Consider the following 17,386-nt stretch of genomic DNA (forward strand, 5'->3'; position numbering starts at 1 on the left):
AGGGAAGAGGATGCGGCATCTTATCGCCTTCTGCTGCGCGCTGGCGCTGACCGGCCCGGCCCTTGCCGTCAGCAAGGTGCCGGGCGATCCCCATGTCGATGATCCGGTCGGCATCGTCGCCAGCCCCTGCCCGGCCCATCCCAAACCGACCAGCGAGGCGGAATGGAAGATGTGGAACCTTCACATGCTGACCCGCGATTTCGGGCAGCTATGCCGTTATGCCGCCGACAACAAGGCGCTGGAAGGCAAGACGGTTCGCGCGGTGTTCATGGGCGACTCGATCACCGACAACTGGATCAACCTCGATCCGGAGATGTTCGCGGACGGGCTGGTCGATCGCGGCATAAGTGGCCAGACCACGGCGCAAATGCTGGTGCGCTTCCGCAACGATGTGATCGCGCTGAAACCGCAGGTCGTCCACATCATGGCGATGACCAACGACATTGCCGGCAATACGGGCGCAGCGACGATGGACACGGTGCTGGGCAATATCCAGACCATGGCCGAACTGGCCGATGCCCATGGGATCAAGGTCGTCCTCGCCTCCGTACCGCCCGCCGGCGCCTTCCCCTGGAGCCCGGGTCTGCAACCCGCACCGCAGATCGCCGCGATCAACAGGTGGCTGGCCGACTATGCCCGTAGCCGGGGTTTCACCTATGTCGATTATCATGCCGCCATGGCGCAGCCCGACGGCGCGATGAAGCCGGGCCTGTCCACCGACGGTGTGCATCCGACAGCGGAAGGCTATGCGATCATGCGCCCGCTGGCGCGGCAGGCGATCGACAAGGCGTTGAGGGCAATCCAATGACGATGCTGGGACGCCGGTCCTTCCTGGCGGGCACCGCTGCGCTTGGCCTTGCCCGCGCGGCGCGCGCTGCCAGCCCCATGGGCACGATGGGCGGGCCGGTGCAGGCCAGCTGGTCTTCGCTCGTTGCCCATTACCGCTATCCCGACTGGTTCCGCGACGCGAAGCTCGGCATGTGGTCGCACTGGGGGCCGCAATCGGTGCCGGCGCAGGGCGACTGGTATGGCCGCTTCATGTATATGCAGGGCCACCCGATGTATGAGCATCACCGCAAGACTTACGGCCATCCGTCGGTCGCGGGGATGAAGGACATCCAGAATCTCTGGACCGCCGACAAATGGGAACCCGACGCACTGATGGCCCGCTATCAGAAGGCGGGCGCCAAATATTTCATGGCGCTCGCCTGCCATCACGACAATCTGGACTGCTACGACAGCCGCTATCACGCATGGAACAGCCTGCGCGTCGGGCCGAAGAAGGACATCGTCGGCATCTGGGAACAGGCGGCGCGCAAGGCCGGCATGAAGTTCGGCGTGTCCAACCATGCCGCCCATGCCTGGCACTGGTATCAGCCCGCTTATGGCTATGACCCTGTCGGCCCGAAAAAGGGTGTGCGCTACGATGCTTATACGCTGCGCAAGGCCGATGGCGTCGACAAATGGTGGGACGGCCTAGACCCGCGCGAACTCTATACCGGCGGCCATGCCGTGTTGCCCGACGGCATCGACACGATCGAGGCGATGGACAAGTGGCACGATGTCCATAACGGCCAGTGGATCGAGACCGGGCCGAAGGACGATCCGGCCTATGTCACTCGCTGGCTGCTGCGCCAGACCGATCTGGTCGCGAAATATAAGCCTGACATGGTCTATATGGACGATCATGAATTGCCCTTCGGCCCGGTCGGGCTGGAGGCGGCGGCGGACTATTATAACCGGTCGATCGACTGGCACGGCCAGATCGACGTGGTGCTGACCGGCAAGCAGCTCAAGCCCTATGCGCGCTTCGGCATGGTGCAGGATGTGGAGCGCGGCTTTACCGACCATCTGTGGGACGAGCCGTGGCAGACCGACACCTGCATCGGTGACTGGTTCTACAATGAAGCCCGTCTGCACGACAAAAGCTACAAGAGCGCGCAGGAAGTCATCCAGCGGCTTGCCGATGTCGTGTCGAAGAACGGCAATCTCATGCTTTCCATCCCGCAGCCCGGCGACGGCTCCATCGACAGCGAGACGGAGAAGGTGCTGGACGGCATGGCGGGGTGGATGACGCATGGCGGCGAGGCGATCTTCGGGTCGCGGCCGTGGCGTGTCTATGGCGAAGGGCCGACGCAACTGATCGCAGGGATGCAGAATGAGGAGAAGGCCAAGCCCTTCACCGCGCAGGACATCCGCTTCACCACCAACAAGGGGGCGCTCTATGCGCTGTTCCTGGGCCGGGCGCAGGGATCTACGACCATCCGCTCACTGGCGCGGGGTCGCGTGGACGGCACAATCAGCCAAGTGACACTGCTCGGCGGTGGTCCGGTCGCCTTCCGTCAGGATGGCGCGGGCCTCCATCTCACCATGCCGCATGGCGTCCATTTCGTGCCGGTCGTCCGCATCGACGGCCATGGCCTCGTTTGAAATACAGGGATTTACAGGGATGATCGCAAAGAGCTTCAAATGGATCGCGCTGGGCGCATCCTGCCTCACCGCGCCGGCGCTGGCCGATCCGATGGCGCTGCTCGACCGCCATGGCAGCCGGGTGGCGGTCGAACCCTATGCGCCCAATATCGTGCGCGTGACGATCGCGATGGACCCCGACCTTGCATCGGCCGCGCCGGGCGAAGGCCCCAATGCGAAGGCGGATGCTACAGGCTGGACCCATCGCACCGATTCGAACGGCGATGTCTTCGCCTCTGCCGCCCTGACGTTGACGATTGATGCCAAGCCATGGCCCAAGGCGCCCACGCAGATGGAGCGCTATTTCGCGCCTGCCCTGCCCCCGGTCAGCCTGTCGGTGAAGGATGCCAGCGGCACGGTCCTTACCAAGATGACCGGCTGGGAAATGGCGCCGGTGACGGTCAATGGCGAGAAGACCTTCAAGGTCGGCGCCAGCTTCGATTCCCCCGCCGACGAGCATTATTATGGTCTTGGCCAGAATCAGGAAGGCTATATGGATCTGCGCGGCAAGCAGATCGACTGTTCGCACAGCTATGACGCGCCGGCCGGCGAGACCGTCTGCGTCCCCTTCCTCGTCACCAACAAGGGCTATGGCATCGTCTGGGACAATCCGGCGCGCACGCTGGTGTGGCCGGGCCTGCACAGCACAACCCGCTTCCAGAGCCAAGTCGGCGAGCGCGTCTCCTTCTTCGTCATCACCGGCAAGACCACCGATGACCTCTATGCCGGCTATGCCAAGCTGACCGGCGCGACGCCGCTGCCGCCCAAGGCCGGTTTCGGCCTGATCCAGAGCAAGGCGCGTTACGAGAGCCAGAAGGAACTGCTCGACATCGCCAATGGCTATCGCCAGCGCAATCTGCCGCTCGATATCATGGTGCTCGACTGGTTCTACTGGACCCGCATGGGCCAGCTCGACATCGACCGCAGCTATTTCCCCGATCCCAAGGGGATGAACGACCAGTTGAACGCCATGGGGATGCGATCGATCATCAGCGTCTGGCCACGGTTCGAGCGCGAAGGCCGCTATTTCGAATATTTGAAGGCCAAGGGCTGGTTCCTGCATGACAAGGACGGCCATCCCATCGATGGCCTGCCGATGCGGTCCGACCGGGCCGGCGCGCTGATCGACAGCACCAATCCGCAGGCGCGGACATGGTTCTGGGGCAAGATTCGCGACAATATCGCATCACAGGGGTTCGACTGGTTCTGGCTGGACGAGACGGAGCCGGACCTGATCCCCGACGGCTATGAATATTCGATCGGGTCGGGCGACCGCTATCACAATCTGTTCCCGCTGGTGCACACCACGGGTGTCGCCGAAGGATCGGAGCGCGACCGCCCCAATTTCCGCAACATGATCCTGGCGCGCGCCGCCTATCTGGGCTCGCAACGCAATGGCGGCCTGTTCTGGTCGTCGGACGTCAAATCTACCTGGGAAGCGCTGGAACGGCAGGTGCCCGCCGGCCTCAACTTCACCGCGTCGGGCCTGGCCTATTGGGGCAGCGACATTGGCGGCTGGCAATGGCCGAGCGGCCCGAAGGCGGAAAAGCCGATCCTTGTCGATCCGGCCGGCGCAACGGCGATGGACGCCAGTTATCCCGACTATCCCGAACTGTTCGTCCGCTGGTTCGAATATAGCGTCTTCACGCCAACCCTGCGCATCCATGGCCAGCGCCCCGGCACGGCGCTGTGGGAATATGGCAAGGCGGCCGAGCCGATCCTGGCCGACTGGCTGCGCCTGCGCTACACGCTGATGCCCTATATCTATGCGCTGGGCCGCCACACCTATGACAGCGGCGCGCCGTTCATGCGCGGCCTGTTCATGGACTTCCCGGACGATCCCAAGGTGTCGGACATCGGCGACCAATATATGTTCGGTCCCGCCTTCCTCGTCGCCCCTGTGACCAAGCAGGGCCAGACCAAGCGCCCGGTCTATCTGCCCGCCGGCACCGCCTGGTATGACTACTGGACCAACCAGAAGTTCGAGGGCGGCCAGACGATCGAGGTGGATGCCCCGATCAATCGCATGCCGCTGTTCGTGAAGGCCGGGTCGATCGTGCCGATGGGCGTTCAGGTGAAGAGCACGGCGGAGAAACAGGCGCTGGAGAGCATCCGCGTCTATCCCGGCGCCGATGCCCGCTTCACCCTGTATGACGATGACGGCACGACCAATGATTATCGCAAGGGCGGCATGAAGGCCGAGCTGGTCTGGGACGACAAGACAAAGACGCTGACGAGCAAGACGAAGCTGCCCAGCGGACAGGCCATCAGCGGCCTGGTGCAGATCGTCGGTCAATAAGGAGACAAGAAGACATGACGGGTATCAACCGCCGCCAACTGGGCATGGGGCTTGGCGCCGCCGCGCTGGGTGCGGGCCTTGCCGGCTCGACAGGCGCCCATGCGCAGGCCGCCGCCGCTGGCGCGCCGCAGGGCAGCCTCGCCTTCCCCTCCGACTTCCTGTGGGGCTGCGCCACAGCCGCCTACCAGATCGAAGGCGCCGTGAACGCCGACGGCCGGGGCCAGACCAACTGGGATGTGTTTTCCCATACCCCCGGCAAGGTCGCCAATGGCGACACCGGCGACGTCGCCTGCGACAGCTATAACCGCTATCAGGACGATATCGCCCTGTTGAAGGCTTTGGGCGTCAAGGCCTATCGCTTCTCGATCGCCTGGTCGCGCATCTTCCCCAATGGCCGGGGCAAGCCCAATGCCAAGGGGCTGGACTATTATAACCGGCTGGTCGACGGGCTGCTGGCGGCGGGCATCACCCCGCATGTCACCATGTTCCATTGGGATCTGCCCCATGCCCTGCCGGGCGGCTGGCAGAATCGCGACACGGCTCACGCCTTCGCCGACTATGCCGGCTACACCGCCGGCAAGCTGGGCGACCGCGTCAATCACTTCATGACGCTCAACGAACTGCGCTGCTTCACGGACCTCAGCTACATGACCGGCGGCAAGGCGCCGGGCCTGAAGCTGCCGATGAAGGAGGTCAATCAGGTGCGCCACCATGGCGTGCTGGCCCATGGCCTGGGCGTGCAGGCGATCCGCGCCGCGACCAAGTCGGGCACGCAGGTCGGCATTGCCGACAATCCCAACATCTATGTCCCCGCGATCGAGACGCCCGAGCATATCGAGGCGGTGAAGAAGGCCGTGCGCGAAGAGAACGCCATGTTCCTGACCGCGATCATGGAAGGCCGCTATATCGACAGCTATCTGACCGCGCAGGGCAAGGATGCGCCGGTGGTCAAGGACGGCGACATGAAGCTGATTGGCGCGCCGCTCGATTTCCTGTCGGTCAACGTCTACACCGGCAATACCGTTCGCGCCGACGAGACGGCGCCGTCGGGCTACAAGATCCTGCCCCATCCGGGTCAGGCGCCGCGCATGCCCTCCCCCTGGCTCTATGTCACGCCGGAGGTCATCTATTGGGGGATGCGCGCCATAGCCGAGAACTGGAAGCCCAAGGGCCTCTATATCTCCGAAAATGGCTGCTCGGCGGACGACAAGGTGGCCGACGACGGCAAGGTCTATGACACCGACCGCGTCATGTATCTGCGCAATTACCTGACCCACCTTCAGCGCGCGACCCGCGAAGGCATCCCGGTGAAGGGCTATTTCGTCTGGAGCCTGATGGACAATTTCGAGTGGGAGGATGGCTATACCAAGTTGTTCGGCATCCACCATGTCGACTTCAAGACCCAGAAGCGCACGCCCAAGCTGTCCGCCGACTGGTATCGCGAACTGGTCCGCACCAACAGGCTGGTGTGACGGGACACGGGGCGGTCCCGATGGGCCGCCCCATTCCCAATTCAGCGTTTCGCGCCGATCTCCACCTGCGTTTCGCCCAAGCCTTCGGCGCGGGCGCGCAGGATGATCCGGCCGGGCCGATCCGCCTTCACGATCGCCAGCGCCAAGCCGTTAAAGGCGGCGCGATTCGCCGACGGGAAAGCGGTCAGGTCAGTCGGGTCGCCATTGTCGGTCGCGACGATCTCCCCCGGCCCCTCGATCGAGAAGGCGATCTTCTGCCTGGCCGCAGGGACGACATGGCCGTCCTTGTCCAGGACCTTCAGCGTCACGAAGCTGAGGTCGCGGCCATCATCGGCGATGGTCGACCGGTCGGCGGTCAGCGACAGTTTCGCCGCCTCCCCCACGGTGCGGACGATCTCGGTCGCCCAGGGCTTGCCGTCCTTCCAGGTGACGACCTTCACTTCGCCCGGTGCATAGACGACATAGTCCCAGCGGAAGCGATATTCATAGTCGCGCTTCTTGATCTTGCCCTGCGACTGGCCGTTGACGAACAGTTCCGCCTCGTCCGCGGAAGAGAAGACATGGACCGGCGTGATCTGGCCGACGCGATCCGGCCAGGTCCAGTGCGGCAGGATATGGGCGAATTTCAGGTCCGGCCTCCAGCGCGCCTGATAGAGCCAGAAGCGGTCCTTGGGGAAACCGGCGAGGTCGACTATGCCCGAATAGCTGCTGCGCGATGTGTAATAGGGCGTGGGTTCGCCCAGATAGTCAAAGCCCGTCCAGACGAACTCACCCGCGACATAGGGATTCTGGTCGTCCGCCGCCCAGACGCGGTCGGGCGAAGAGCCGAAATCGGCCGCGTGCAGCTCATAGGCCGACACCTGATGCGTGTCGGGATTGCCGCCAGACCATGGCCGTACCGGACCGCTGATCGCGCCCGCGACCGGGAACATATATTCGCCCCGACTGGACAGCGCCGATGCGCTTTCGGTGGACAGGATGACCTTGTCGGGGAATTTGGCGCGGAAGGCCGGATATTGACCGATGATGCCGCGAATACCCGCGCCCTGATAGTTGAGGCTGATGACGTCGACCGTGGTGGGCAGCAGCATGTCCGCCTTGGCGAAGTTCATCGCTCCTGTCGCCAGCCGCGTCGGGTCTTCCTCATGCGCGATGGCGACCAGTTCGCGCCCGATCTTCGCGCCCGCTTCGCCATCATATTGTTCGCCGACCTCGTTGCCGACGCTCCACAGGATGATCGAGGGATGGTTGCGGTCGCGCCGCAACATCGACCGCAGGTCCGCCTCATGCCAGTCGGGGAAGATCAGGTGGAAGTCGTGTGGCGTTTTCTTCTTTTCCCAGCTGTCGAATATTTCGTCCATGACGAGGAAGCCCATCTGGTCGGTGAGTTCCAGCAGTTCGGGCGCGGGCGGATTATGGCTCATGCGCACGGCGTTGGCGCCCATGTCGCGCAGGATTTCGAGCTGGCGCTGGGCCGCGCGACGATTGAAGGCCGCGCCGATCGCGCCCAGATCATGATGATTGTTGACGCCGCGCAGCGGAATGTACTCGCCATTGACGATCACGCCCTTGTCGGGATCGAACCGGATGTCGCGCACGCCGAAGCGGGTTTCGTAGGTGTCGATCGTCTTGCCGCCCTGGCGCACGGTGGAGATGGCGACATAGCGGTTGGGCTGTTGTGTCGGCGGCGGCCCCCAGAGGCGGGGGTTGGTCAGGATCGTGCTGCCGTTCAGCACCGCCTTGGCGCCGGGCGCGATGCCGGTGGACTGGCGCGCAATGGTGGCGACCGGGCGGCCGGTGCGCTTGCCGTTGGTGTCGAGCGCGTAGAGCGCGGTCGCGACTTCGACCTGCGCTACCTTGTCGCCGTCATTGTCGAGGGTCAGGCTGAGGTCGATGGTCGCCTGTGCCTTGCTCACCTGCGGGGTGCGGACCGTGCCGCCCCACTGGCCGACATGGACCTTGTTCGCGGTGGTCAGGTAGATGTCGCGATAGAGGCCGCCACCCGGATACCAGCGCGCCGAAGCCTGCGGATTGTCGAGCCGGATGGCGAGCTGGTTCCTGCCCCCCGGCACCGCATAGGGGGTCAGGTCAAGGCGGAAGCTGTTATAGCCATAAGGCCAGCCGCCGACGAGCTTCCCGTTCAGCCAGACGGTGGCGTAGGACATCGCCCCTTCGACATCCAGGAAGATCGACTGGCCCCTGTCGCTCGCCGGAATGTCGAGCGTCTTGCGATACCAGCCGATGCCCCAGCTGGGCAGGCGGCCCATGCCGCCATAGGGGCCGTCCTTGATGAAGGGACCGGCGATCGCCCAGTCGTGCGGCAGATCCACCTTGGTCCATGCGCTGTCGTCGAAACCAGCCTGCACATAGGGCAGGTCGCCACCGGGATTGCCCGCCGGGCGGACATGATGTTTGGCCTGGTCCTTGATGAAGGGATTGGCGCTGGGAAGTATCCATGGCTTCAATATCTGCGCGCCGCCGCCGTCCACCTTCACGGCTTCGTCAGGACGGGTATCGGCCAGCTTGCCGTCGCCCACATCGTCGATCGGCGGGCGCACGTCATAGCGCAGGTCGGTGGTGATGCCGACAGGGTCGCCCTTGATAAAGCGCCAGTCGCGGCTGATCGATACGCTGTCCGCGGCCAACGCGGAGGAGGCGCCGCCCCCCACGGTTAGCGCGACCAGCGCCGTCATGGCCAGCGCCCGTCCCTTCACGGAACGTCCTCGCGACAACGAGATGGACAGTTGCACCATTTTCTCTCTCCCGACCTTCCGCAATCTGGTAGCGTTATCATTACTTTGAGCGATGGAATGACCCTTGGCAAGAGTGGAAGTCGTGATCGCCACGGCTTCCCAGTCGCCGATCGCCGTTCTAGGGTTGGTGTAACGATATGGGAGAGGGACGATGCAAAGGGTATTGGCTGCGACCGCGGCATGTGTGCTGGGGGTCTTGGCGACCGGGGCCATGGCAAAAGCGCCGACCGACTGTCCGCTGCGCGATGCGCCCTTTTCCACCCAGTCGCCGATTGTCGACCTGTTGCTGAGCCCGCCCGCCAAGGCCGCGGTCGAAGCGGGCGCGCCGCAAGTCTTCGCGGCGCTGCCGCCGCGCTTCTTTTCCACGCAGGCGCCGACCTTCGCATCGATCCTGACGTTGCAGGCGCTCAGCAAGATGAAGGATATTCCCGCCGACCGGATGGCCGCGCTCGACGCGACGCTACGCGCCATCCCTGTGACGCCCGCCGACAAGATCGCGCGGTGCGCCCGCTATGACGATGATCGTCCCGGCGTCACCCTGCCCAAGGGCAAGCCGCGCCTGCTGATCTTCGAAAAGATAACCGGCTTTCGCGACAGCCCCTCGGTCGATGCCGCCCGCACCGCGTTCCAGGCGATGGCGCAGCGCAAGGGCTGGTCCGTGGTCGTCAGCGACAAGGGCGGGGCGATGACGCCGTCGATCCTGCGCCGGTTCGACGCCGTCATTTGGAACAATGTCAGCGGCGACGTGCTGACCCTGTCGCAGCGCGCCGCGTTCAAATCCTATGTCGAACAGGGCGGCGGCTTCGTCGCGGTGCACGGGTCGGCAGGCGATCCGGCCACCTTCTGGGACTGGTATGTCGATATGCTAGTCGGCGCGCGCTTTGCCGGCCATCCGATGAACCCGCAATTCCAGGATGCGAAAGTCGTGGTCGAAGGGCGCGGGCAGGACATTGCGGCGGGCCTGCCGGGCGAGTGGGTGATGAAAGACGAATGGTACAGCTTCACCGGCAATCCGCGCGCCAGCGGCTCCGCCATCATCGCCACGCTGGACGAGGGCAGCTACAAGCCGGGCGCGCTGGCGATGGGCGATCATCCGATCGCCTGGACCCGCTGCGTGGGCAAGGGCCGGGCCTTCTATTCGGCGATCGGCCATCGCCCCGAAACCTATGCCGATCCCCATTATGTGAGGATGCTGGAAAATGCCGTGGCCTGGGCCGCGTCGCGCCGTTCCCCCTGCCCTAACCCGGTCACGCGCCCAGCCGATTGACCGGCAGGGGCGCGACGGGCAGCACTATGTCGCCGGGCATGGCCGGGGGCAGGCTGGGCCCGCCAGCACAGCGCAGCAGCCCATCGAAATAGGCGATGGCGTGGACCAGCCCCTCGCGCAGCCGCACCGTCGGTTCCCAGTGCAGCGCGGCGCGGGCGCGGCCGATGTCCGGGCGACGCTGGCGCGGATCGTCGGCGGGCAGCGGCCGCATCACGATGGGGGAGGATGATCCGGTCAGCGCGACGATCATTTCGGCCAGTTCGACCATCGTGAATTCGTCGGGATTGCCGATGTTGATCGGCCCGGTGTTGCTGTCGTCGCTGGCCATCAGGCGCAACAGCCCCTCGATCAGATCGTCCACATAGCAGAAGGACCGGGTCTGCGCGCCGTCGCCGTAAAGGGTGATGGGCTGGCCGAGCAGCGCCTGACAGATGAAGTTGGAGACGACCCGGCCGTCCGCCGGGTCCATGCGCGGGCCGTAGGTGTTGAAGATGCGCGCGACCTTGATTCGCACCCGCCCTTCGCGATGATAGTCGAAGAACAGGGTTTCGGCGCAACGCTTCCCCTCATCATAGCAGGCGCGCGGGCCGATCGGGTTCACATGGCCCCAATATTCCTCCGTCTGGGGATGGATTTCGGGATCGCCATAGACTTCGCTGGTCGACGCCTGCAGGATCTTCGCGCCGGTGCGCTTGGCCAGGCCCAGCATGTTGATCGCGCCATGGACGCTGGTCTTGGTCGTCTGCACCGGATTGATGCGATATTGCAGCGGCGAGGCCGGACAGGCGAGGTTGTAGATTTCGTCCACCTCGACATAGAGCGGGAAGGTGACGTCGTGGCGCATATATTCGAAATTAGGCCGCCCCATAAGCTGGACGAGATTGCTCTTCGACCCGGTGAAGAGATTGTCGACGCACAGTATGTCATGCCCCTGCGCCACCAGCCGGTCGCATAGATGCGATCCCAGGAACCCGGCCCCGCCGGTCACCAATATGCGTTTGACGCCCTTGTTCATGGTTGCTGCTCCCTTGCTGGACGGTGCGGATGTCGGGTGAAGATGGTCGCGGCCATGACGCCGAGATAGCGGCGGCTGAAGCGCGCCATGGCGTGATAGTCACGGTTGGGGCGCAGCAGGCCGAGCAGGCTGAACAGCAGCCAGCGGCTGGCGTAGCCGGTAAAGAGGATCGCGTCATAAGCCGCCCGCGCGAGCGGGCCGCGGCCCTGGCGGAAGAAGAAGCGTGGCCCCTTATAGACGCTGGCCAACACCTCCATCGACGATTGGCGGGCGAAACTGGCGCCGTGATGATGGGTGATGCTTTGCCGCGCGGAATAGAGGACGCGCCAGCCCGCCTGCGCGACGCGGTGGCACAGTTCCATATCCTCGCCGAACATGAAATAGGCGGGGTGGAAGATGCGCGCGCCGACGGCGGCGCGGCGGAAGGTCAGCGATGCGCCCGATACCCAGTCGATCGGCCGGACGCCGGGCGGGTCGCCGTCCAGATAGACGGCCGGAGGCGCCCAATCGCGCGGCAATATCTTGTTTAGAAACAGATAGTTCCATGCCAGATTGCGCAATGTGGGGAACGCGCCGCCCGACGCGCGCTGGAAACTGCCGTCGCTGTTGCGCAGGCGGGAACCGAGGATGCCGATCCGATCATCGCCCTCCATCTGCGCGAGCATTGATGCGATCGCGTCGGGGTCGACCAGCGTGTCGGGATTGAGCAGCATGACGAAGGGCGCGTCGGTTGCTTCATAACCGAGCTGGCACCCCTTGGCGAAACCCAGGTTCGCGCCGCTTTCGATCAGCCGGGCCCAGGGGAATTGGGCGCGGACCATGGCCGCACTGCCGTCGGCAGAGGCGTTGTCGATCACGATCGTATCGACACTGAGCGGGCGCAGGGCGGCGCTGGCGGACACTGCCGCCAGACAATCGCGCAGCAGGTCGCACACGTTCCAGTTGACGATGATGATGGCGAGCGTCGGCCCGCATTGTGTAGACGGGGTCATCGGGTCATGCTCCGGTAAAGGTCGGCATAGGCGGGCCGCAGCGCCGCCCAGTCATAGGTGGCGCGGGCATGATCGCGCAGGATGCGGCGTGTCCGCTCGGCCGGGTCGGCGGTCATGCGCGCCAGCAGCGCCGCCAGCGCACCGGGCGCTTCCATGTCTATCCAGTTATCGATATTGGGCAGCAGCCAGCGGAAATGCGGCGCATCGTGGGTGATGACGGGCAGGCCCGCCGCCGCCGCCTCCACGATGGCGAGGCCGAAGGCTTCGAAAGTGGCGGCATGGGGCATGACGTCGGCCAGCGCAAACAGGTCCGCCACCTCGCCGGTCGGCACATGGGTCACGCGCACCCGCCCGCCCAGCCGGGCGCGGGCATAAGCGGGCAGGTCCGGGTCGCCATGGTCCAGGCTGCCGTCCAGCCAGAGCAGCGGATCGCCGTCCATGCGCGCGACCTCATCGATCAGATGATGGGTGCGCTTGTGCCCGCGGTTGAGCGCGGCGACCGCGAGGATGACGAATCGATCGGGCGCGATGCCGTGCCGGGCGCGCAGCGTGGCGCGGTTTGCGCTAGGCGTGAAGCGCTCCGGCCGGTAACCGCAGGGGATGAGCGTCATATGGGCCGGGTCGTGGCCCTGCGCGACGGCATCGGCCAGCGTCGCCGCCGATATCTGGTGCAGCCGGTCGCAGGGCGGATAGTCGCGCGGCGGCATCGCCGTCCCCTCGGTATAGAGGAGACGGAATTTGAGGCGTAGCGTGCGGCGCAGATGGAACAGCAAGCGCGCCAGCGGCGGGTCGATCACATGGACGATGTCGTAGCGACCGGCGATCAGATGCGGCAGCAGCGCCAGCGCGAAGCTCAGGCATTCGGCGTGCATCGGCGTGCGACCCATCAGCCGGTGGAGCGGCAGGTAGCGGAGCGTGCGACCGCCCCGCGCGAGGAAAGGCAGGACGATCTCGTCTGGACGCCTCTCCCCGCCGCCCTTGAACAGGGTCATGGGGAAATCGCCGCGCATCTCGTCAAACAGGTCGCGGAACAGCCGTTCGAACCCGCGCTGGACCAGCCCGATGCCGGGGCAGGCGATAGCGACGCGGGGGGCGATGCGGCGCGCGCTCATGCTACGCCTCCCGCCAGTTGTCGCCAAAGCGGCGCATCCCGGCGTCCCATCAGCAGCAGCGCGCACAGCAGGATCAGCCCGGCCGCAAGCCCGCCCGCAAAGCTGCCGGCGATTGGGGTGGCCGCGACCAGCAGCGTTGTGGCGACGGCGCTGCCCAGCAATATGGCGACCGGCCGCCAGTCGATCGTCAGGCCCGTCACTCGCTGGGCGATCGCGCTGACCGCCACCGTGCCGAGCAGCAATTCGACCAGCAGGCACGCCAGCCCCGCGCCGGTCACGCCCATGTACGGGACCAGCAGGAACAGCGCGGCGCACTGGCCCGCCAGCGAGAGGAGGGTGAGCAACATCGCCCGCCCCTGTCGCCCGGCGATGACGATCAGCGGCGCCATGGCGGTGGTGATCGCGCGCGCCAGCAGCGTCCAGGCCATGAGTTGCAGCAGCGGCGCGCCCGCCGCGAAATCCGGTCCCATCAGTCCCATCAGGAAGGCCGCGCCACCATGGATGCCCGCGAACAACAGCGCCGCCAGCGCCACCGACAGCAGCAGCGTGGCTTGCTGGGTCCGGGCGAAGGCGGCCGGATCGCGCCGCCAGTCGCGCGCGACGACGAGGAAGGCAGCGCTATTGATCGCCTGTACCGCGACCAGCACCGGCATGATGAAGCGCGCCGCCGCGGCATAGAGCGCGACCGCCCGCATATCCAGCAGCCGGGCGAGCAGCAGCGGCGCCAGCGCATCATAGAGCAGCACCAGCAGCCCCGCGCAGCCCAGCGGCAGCGCCTGTCCCGCAAGGCGCGCGGGCGTCAGGCGGGCGCTCCTCTGCATTGCCACCGGTCCGGCCCAGTGCGCCGTCAGCGCGGCCTGCACCAGCCGGGCGACGGCGAAGCTCGCCACCAGCAACGGCAGCGGCGCGCGATGGAGGCAGGCCAGCGCCAGCAGCGGCAGCATCACCAGCACGCCGGCCAGCTCCGCGCCGACATCCCGGTCCATCCGCAACGCCAGCCGCAGCGCCGCACGCGCCGGTTGCAGCCAGGCGGTCGCCAGCACCGCGACGCCGCCCGCGCAACCCGCCAGCACGACCGCGCGATCCTGCCCGGCGACCAGCAACAGCAGCGGCAGCGCCATGGCGACCGCCGGCCCCTGCACCCTTTTCATCCGCGCCAGCGCGTCCAGCACCGCCGCCCGGCGTCGCGGCCGCCGCGCCGCATCGCGTACGCCGATGTCGGTCTGGCCGAAATCGGCCAGCCATTCGGCCAAGCCCGTCAGGCTCAGCAGCAACGCATAGGCGCCGAATTGCTCCGCCCCCGCCAGCCGCGCGACGATCAGCGCCGCCCCCATGCGCAGGCCCGACAGCGCGACCCGCCCGACGACCAGGCGCGCGCTACTGTGCAGCAGGCCGTTCATGCCGGTCGCTCCGCGCTGTTGCGCCGCTGCCAGACATCGATCGCGACGATGATCGCGGCGATGATCCAGAACAGCCGCGCGCCGGGCATCTGGCGCAGGAAGAAGCTGCCGAAGCCGTCGAGCAGATTGGCGCACAATCCGGCCAGCGCGCCGACATTGAGGGCATGGAGCCAGGGATCGGCGCACCGTGTCGCGTTGCGCCAGCCCGTCCGCAGCAGGCCGATCAGCAGCAGCAGGAAACAGGCGAAGCCGATCGTCCCCTGCTCCGCCCAGATCAGCAGGTATATGTCATGCACCACCGGCCAGTTCGCGCCGAAGGTGCGGGTCAGCGCCTCCGTCCCGCCATAGGCGGTGCGGCCGGGCAGATGCTGGACGAAGCTGTTGAGGCCAACGCCCAGCAGCGGGTGATCGCGCACCATGTCCCAGGCGACGCCCATCCACTCCCAGCGGAAATCGACTGCGCCCGGATCGCTCTGGGTGAAGCGGCGCAGGATCGCCGGGGCGGCGGCGAGCGCGGCGATCAAACCAAACGCCAGCGCGACCAGGGAACCCGCCAGCGCCCGCCGCCGCGACCGCCGGTCGCGCAGCATCAGACCGATAACGACCGGCGCGGCGAGCGCGAAGGCCAGCCAGCCCGATCGCGACAGCGTCAGCAGCAGGGCCAGCAGCGCCGTCGCCAGCACCGCACCTATCGCCGCCTTCCGGCCGATCGGCAGGCGCGTCATCAGCAGCGCCAGCAGCATCGGCGCGCCCATGGCGATGAAGCCGGCGAGGATATTGGGATGGCCCAGAAGCCCGCCGATGCGGAAGGTCGCGCCGCCGTCCATATAGGTGGCGCGATTGGCATATTCGAGCGTGGTCATCGTCGCCTCGCCCAGAAATTGCAGACCGATATCGCCCTTCTTCGCATATTGGGCGATACCAACCGCCGCCTGGAGCAGCAGGCCGCAGCAAAGCGATGCGAAGAGGTGCATGAAGCGCCGCACCCGCGTCAGTTCGCCCAGCAGCAGCAGGAACAGCGCCAGCGACTTGGCCATCTGGACCGCCTCCACCAGCGCAAGCTGGCGATAGGGGCCGGTGATGGCGTCGAGCAGGCCGAGCAGGATCATCGCGATCCAACAATAAGCGAGGCCGGGGATGCGATGGCGCGTCCCGCCGTGCAGGGTGTCGCGCCACTGGAACAGGAACAGTGCCAGCAGGAACAGGTCGACGACCTCGATCGTGTAGGCCCCCGCCCCGCCCATATGCGGCATGGGATGGAACCGCTTGGCGATGCCGAGCGGCGCCGTCAGCCCGACGCCCCACAGGCAGGCGAGCCGGGGATTGCCGCTGGCCCAGATCAGGCCACCCAGCCCCAGCGCGGCGACCGCTGCCAGCGCCGCGCCGCGCCCGGACGACAGGCCCGCGACGATCAGCGCCGCGCCGCCCGCTGCGCCGATCGCCAGGAGAAGGCCTCCGCCCGATCCAGGCAAGACGCACGCCTCAGCCGCCATGGGTTGGCACCGTCAGGATCAGGCCGACATCGGCGATGCCATTGGCGTGGAACGCGTCGCGCGCGGCGGCCAGACGCGCCATCGGCGATCGCCCCTCCTCCGCCAGCGCCCAGATCAGGTCGGCGCGCGTCGCCAGCGCCAGATTGCGGCTGTCCGCCATGATCGCGCGCTGCTGGATCAGGATTTGGTCGAACCGTTCGGCCAGAAAGGGCAGCATGGCGGCGACAAGGTCGGGCCGACCGGCGGCGGGGCGCTGCCCCGCGCCCAGCAGGATCATATCCGGTCGCGCCAGCATCTGCATCATTTCCACCGCCGACCAGGGATCGTCGGTCCGTATGTCCGACAGGCCCGGCTTGCCAACCGCGCCGAGCGGGACGCTCACGCCATCCGCGCCCATCGTCGCGTCGATCAGCAGCAGCCTTCCGCCCCGCTCCGCCTGCAGCATCGCTGCCAGCAGCAGCAACGTGTCGTTGGCCGCATCGGCATCGCACAAGGCGCTCAGCAATATGGTGCGTGCGCTGCCGATCCGCTGCGCCAGATAGCGATAGCTGCGGGAGGCATGATCCGGCGGGGCGTGGAAGCGGTCCAGTGTTCGTCCCGCCGCTGCACCCACTCGTCGCGCGCCGTCCGCAAGCCGGGCAAGCGGAAAGCCCGTCGTCCTGGCAGGCGCATGGCCCGTCAGCGCAGGCCGCTCCGCCGTGGGGCGCCAGACTACCGCATAGCCGCGCGGCACCGGACTCCAGCCCGCGCGGGGCCGTTGCACCAGTTCCACGCCACAGCCCAGGCAGCGGGAAAAGCCGATGCCGTCATTCCAGGCGGCCGCCGGATCGGCGCGATGATAGCCCAATATGCAGAACATCCGTCCGATCGCTCCTTTCCCGGCTGGCATCTTGCCGCCGCTCGACCCCATCGACCGAATCAAAATAAACGGAACATGTAAAATAATAGACACGGCAATCTTCACGACAATATGGTCAAATGACGATGTCACAAATTGGCACATGAAATATTAACATGGTTAACGACACTATGACTCGTCTTGTTGTTTTGGTTTCATCGAAGAGTGATTCGACGATGAAATTCAATTCATGCATGAAATATGATTTTCATAAAT

The 17,386-nt window shown here is 66.0% G+C and carries 12 protein-coding genes; 5 read left to right on the forward strand and 7 right to left on the reverse strand.

Annotated elements, in window-relative coordinates; genetic code table 11:
• Positions 1 to 10: 10 nt before the first annotated feature.
• The 4 genes from SBA_RS19895 to SBA_RS19910 are packed head-to-tail and all read left to right on the forward strand — an operon-like array spanning position 11 to position 6,240.
• Positions 11 to 808 (forward strand): SGNH/GDSL hydrolase family protein, encoded by a 798-nt coding sequence (locus SBA_RS19895; protein WP_261937362.1) that lies wholly within the window; start codon positions 11 to 13, stop codon positions 806 to 808.
• Complete coding sequence (locus tag SBA_RS19900) at positions 805 to 2,430, forward strand: alpha-L-fucosidase (RefSeq protein ID WP_261937363.1); 1,626 nt, start codon at positions 805 to 807, stop codon at positions 2,428 to 2,430. Before SBA_RS19895 ends, SBA_RS19900 begins: the two co-directional genes overlap by 4 nt.
• Positions 2,431 to 2,449: 19 nt before the next feature.
• Positions 2,450 to 4,768, forward strand: coding sequence for a glycoside hydrolase family 31 protein (locus SBA_RS19905; RefSeq protein ID WP_261937364.1), 2,319 nt, complete (start codon positions 2,450 to 2,452; stop codon positions 4,766 to 4,768).
• 14 nt (positions 4,769 to 4,782) lie between these two features.
• The gene (locus SBA_RS19910; RefSeq protein ID WP_261937365.1) at positions 4,783 to 6,240 is read left to right on the forward strand and encodes a GH1 family beta-glucosidase; all 1,458 of its coding nucleotides are present in this window, start codon (positions 4,783 to 4,785) and stop codon (positions 6,238 to 6,240) included.
• Between the two features lie 41 nt (positions 6,241 to 6,281).
• Here SBA_RS19910 and galB read toward each other — a convergent pair whose 3' ends face one another.
• Positions 6,282 to 8,954 carry a beta-galactosidase GalB gene (galB, locus tag SBA_RS19915; RefSeq protein ID WP_261937366.1) on the reverse strand — a complete coding sequence of 891 codons (2,673 nt, stop codon included), beginning with the start codon at positions 8,952 to 8,954 and terminating at the stop codon, positions 6,282 to 6,284.
• A 250-nt stretch (positions 8,955 to 9,204) separates the two neighbouring features.
• Here galB and SBA_RS19920 point away from each other — a divergent pair, with 250 nt between their 5' ends.
• A complete protein-coding gene (locus SBA_RS19920; RefSeq protein ID WP_261937367.1) occupies positions 9,205 to 10,260 on the forward strand; it encodes a ThuA domain-containing protein in 1,056 nt (351 codons plus the stop codon).
• Here the strand turns inward: SBA_RS19920 and SBA_RS19925 are convergent.
• From SBA_RS19925 to SBA_RS19950, 6 genes are read right to left on the reverse strand one after another with little or no spacing between them, the layout of a single operon-like run.
• On the reverse strand, positions 10,241 to 11,275 hold the full coding sequence (locus SBA_RS19925) for a UDP-glucuronic acid decarboxylase family protein (protein WP_261937368.1): 1,035 nt from the start codon (positions 11,273 to 11,275) through the stop codon (positions 10,241 to 10,243). The genes SBA_RS19920 and SBA_RS19925 overlap by 20 nt on opposite strands.
• On the reverse strand, positions 11,272 to 12,267 hold the full coding sequence (locus SBA_RS19930; protein ID WP_261937369.1) for a glycosyltransferase family 2 protein: 996 nt from the start codon (positions 12,265 to 12,267) through the stop codon (positions 11,272 to 11,274). Before SBA_RS19930 ends, SBA_RS19925 begins: the two co-directional genes overlap by 4 nt.
• On the reverse strand, positions 12,264 to 13,379 hold the full coding sequence (locus SBA_RS19935) for a glycosyltransferase family 4 protein (protein WP_261937370.1): 1,116 nt from the start codon (positions 13,377 to 13,379) through the stop codon (positions 12,264 to 12,266). The genes SBA_RS19930 and SBA_RS19935 overlap by 4 nt, the downstream gene beginning before the upstream one ends.
• Entirely contained in the window at positions 13,376 to 14,779 is a 1,404-nt protein-coding gene (locus SBA_RS19940) for a lipopolysaccharide biosynthesis protein (RefSeq protein ID WP_261937371.1), read from the reverse strand. Before SBA_RS19940 ends, SBA_RS19935 begins: the two co-directional genes overlap by 4 nt.
• Positions 14,776 to 16,251 carry an O-antigen ligase family protein gene (locus SBA_RS19945; RefSeq protein ID WP_261937372.1) on the reverse strand — a complete coding sequence of 492 codons (1,476 nt, stop codon included), beginning with the start codon at positions 16,249 to 16,251 and terminating at the stop codon, positions 14,776 to 14,778. Before SBA_RS19945 ends, SBA_RS19940 begins: the two co-directional genes overlap by 4 nt.
• A gap of 10 nt (positions 16,252 to 16,261) precedes the next feature.
• On the reverse strand, positions 16,262 to 17,131 hold the full coding sequence (locus SBA_RS19950) for a hypothetical protein (RefSeq protein WP_261937373.1): 870 nt from the start codon (positions 17,129 to 17,131) through the stop codon (positions 16,262 to 16,264).
• Between the last annotated feature and the right edge of the window lie 255 nt (positions 17,132 to 17,386).

The sequence above is a fragment of the Sphingomonas bisphenolicum genome, from assembly GCF_024349785.1.
Lineage (GTDB): Bacteria > Pseudomonadota > Alphaproteobacteria > Sphingomonadales > Sphingomonadaceae > Sphingobium > Sphingobium bisphenolicum.

Bases quoted from the DNA above. Each gene is read 5' to 3' on its own strand.
- SBA_RS19895 (WP_261937362.1), top strand. From the start codon at position 11: ATGCGGCATCTTATCGCCTTCTGCTGCGCGCTGGCGCTGACCGGCCCG.
- SBA_RS19900 (WP_261937363.1), top strand. From the start codon at position 805: ATGACGATGCTGGGACGCCGGTCCTTCCTGGCGGGCACCGCTGCGCTT.
- SBA_RS19905 (WP_261937364.1), top strand. From the start codon at position 2,450: ATGATCGCAAAGAGCTTCAAATGGATCGCGCTGGGCGCATCCTGCCTC.
- SBA_RS19910 (WP_261937365.1), top strand. From the start codon at position 4,783: ATGACGGGTATCAACCGCCGCCAACTGGGCATGGGGCTTGGCGCCGCC.
- SBA_RS19920 (WP_261937367.1), top strand. From the start codon at position 9,205: ATGGCAAAAGCGCCGACCGACTGTCCGCTGCGCGATGCGCCCTTTTCC.
- SBA_RS19925 (WP_261937368.1), bottom strand. From the start codon at position 11,275: ATGAACAAGGGCGTCAAACGCATATTGGTGACCGGCGGGGCCGGGTTC.
- SBA_RS19930 (WP_261937369.1), bottom strand. From the start codon at position 12,267: ATGACCCCGTCTACACAATGCGGGCCGACGCTCGCCATCATCATCGTC.
- SBA_RS19935 (WP_261937370.1), bottom strand. From the start codon at position 13,379: ATGAGCGCGCGCCGCATCGCCCCCCGCGTCGCTATCGCCTGCCCCGGC.
- SBA_RS19940 (WP_261937371.1), bottom strand. From the start codon at position 14,779: ATGAACGGCCTGCTGCACAGTAGCGCGCGCCTGGTCGTCGGGCGGGTC.
- SBA_RS19950 (WP_261937373.1), bottom strand. From the start codon at position 17,131: ATGTTCTGCATATTGGGCTATCATCGCGCCGATCCGGCGGCCGCCTGG.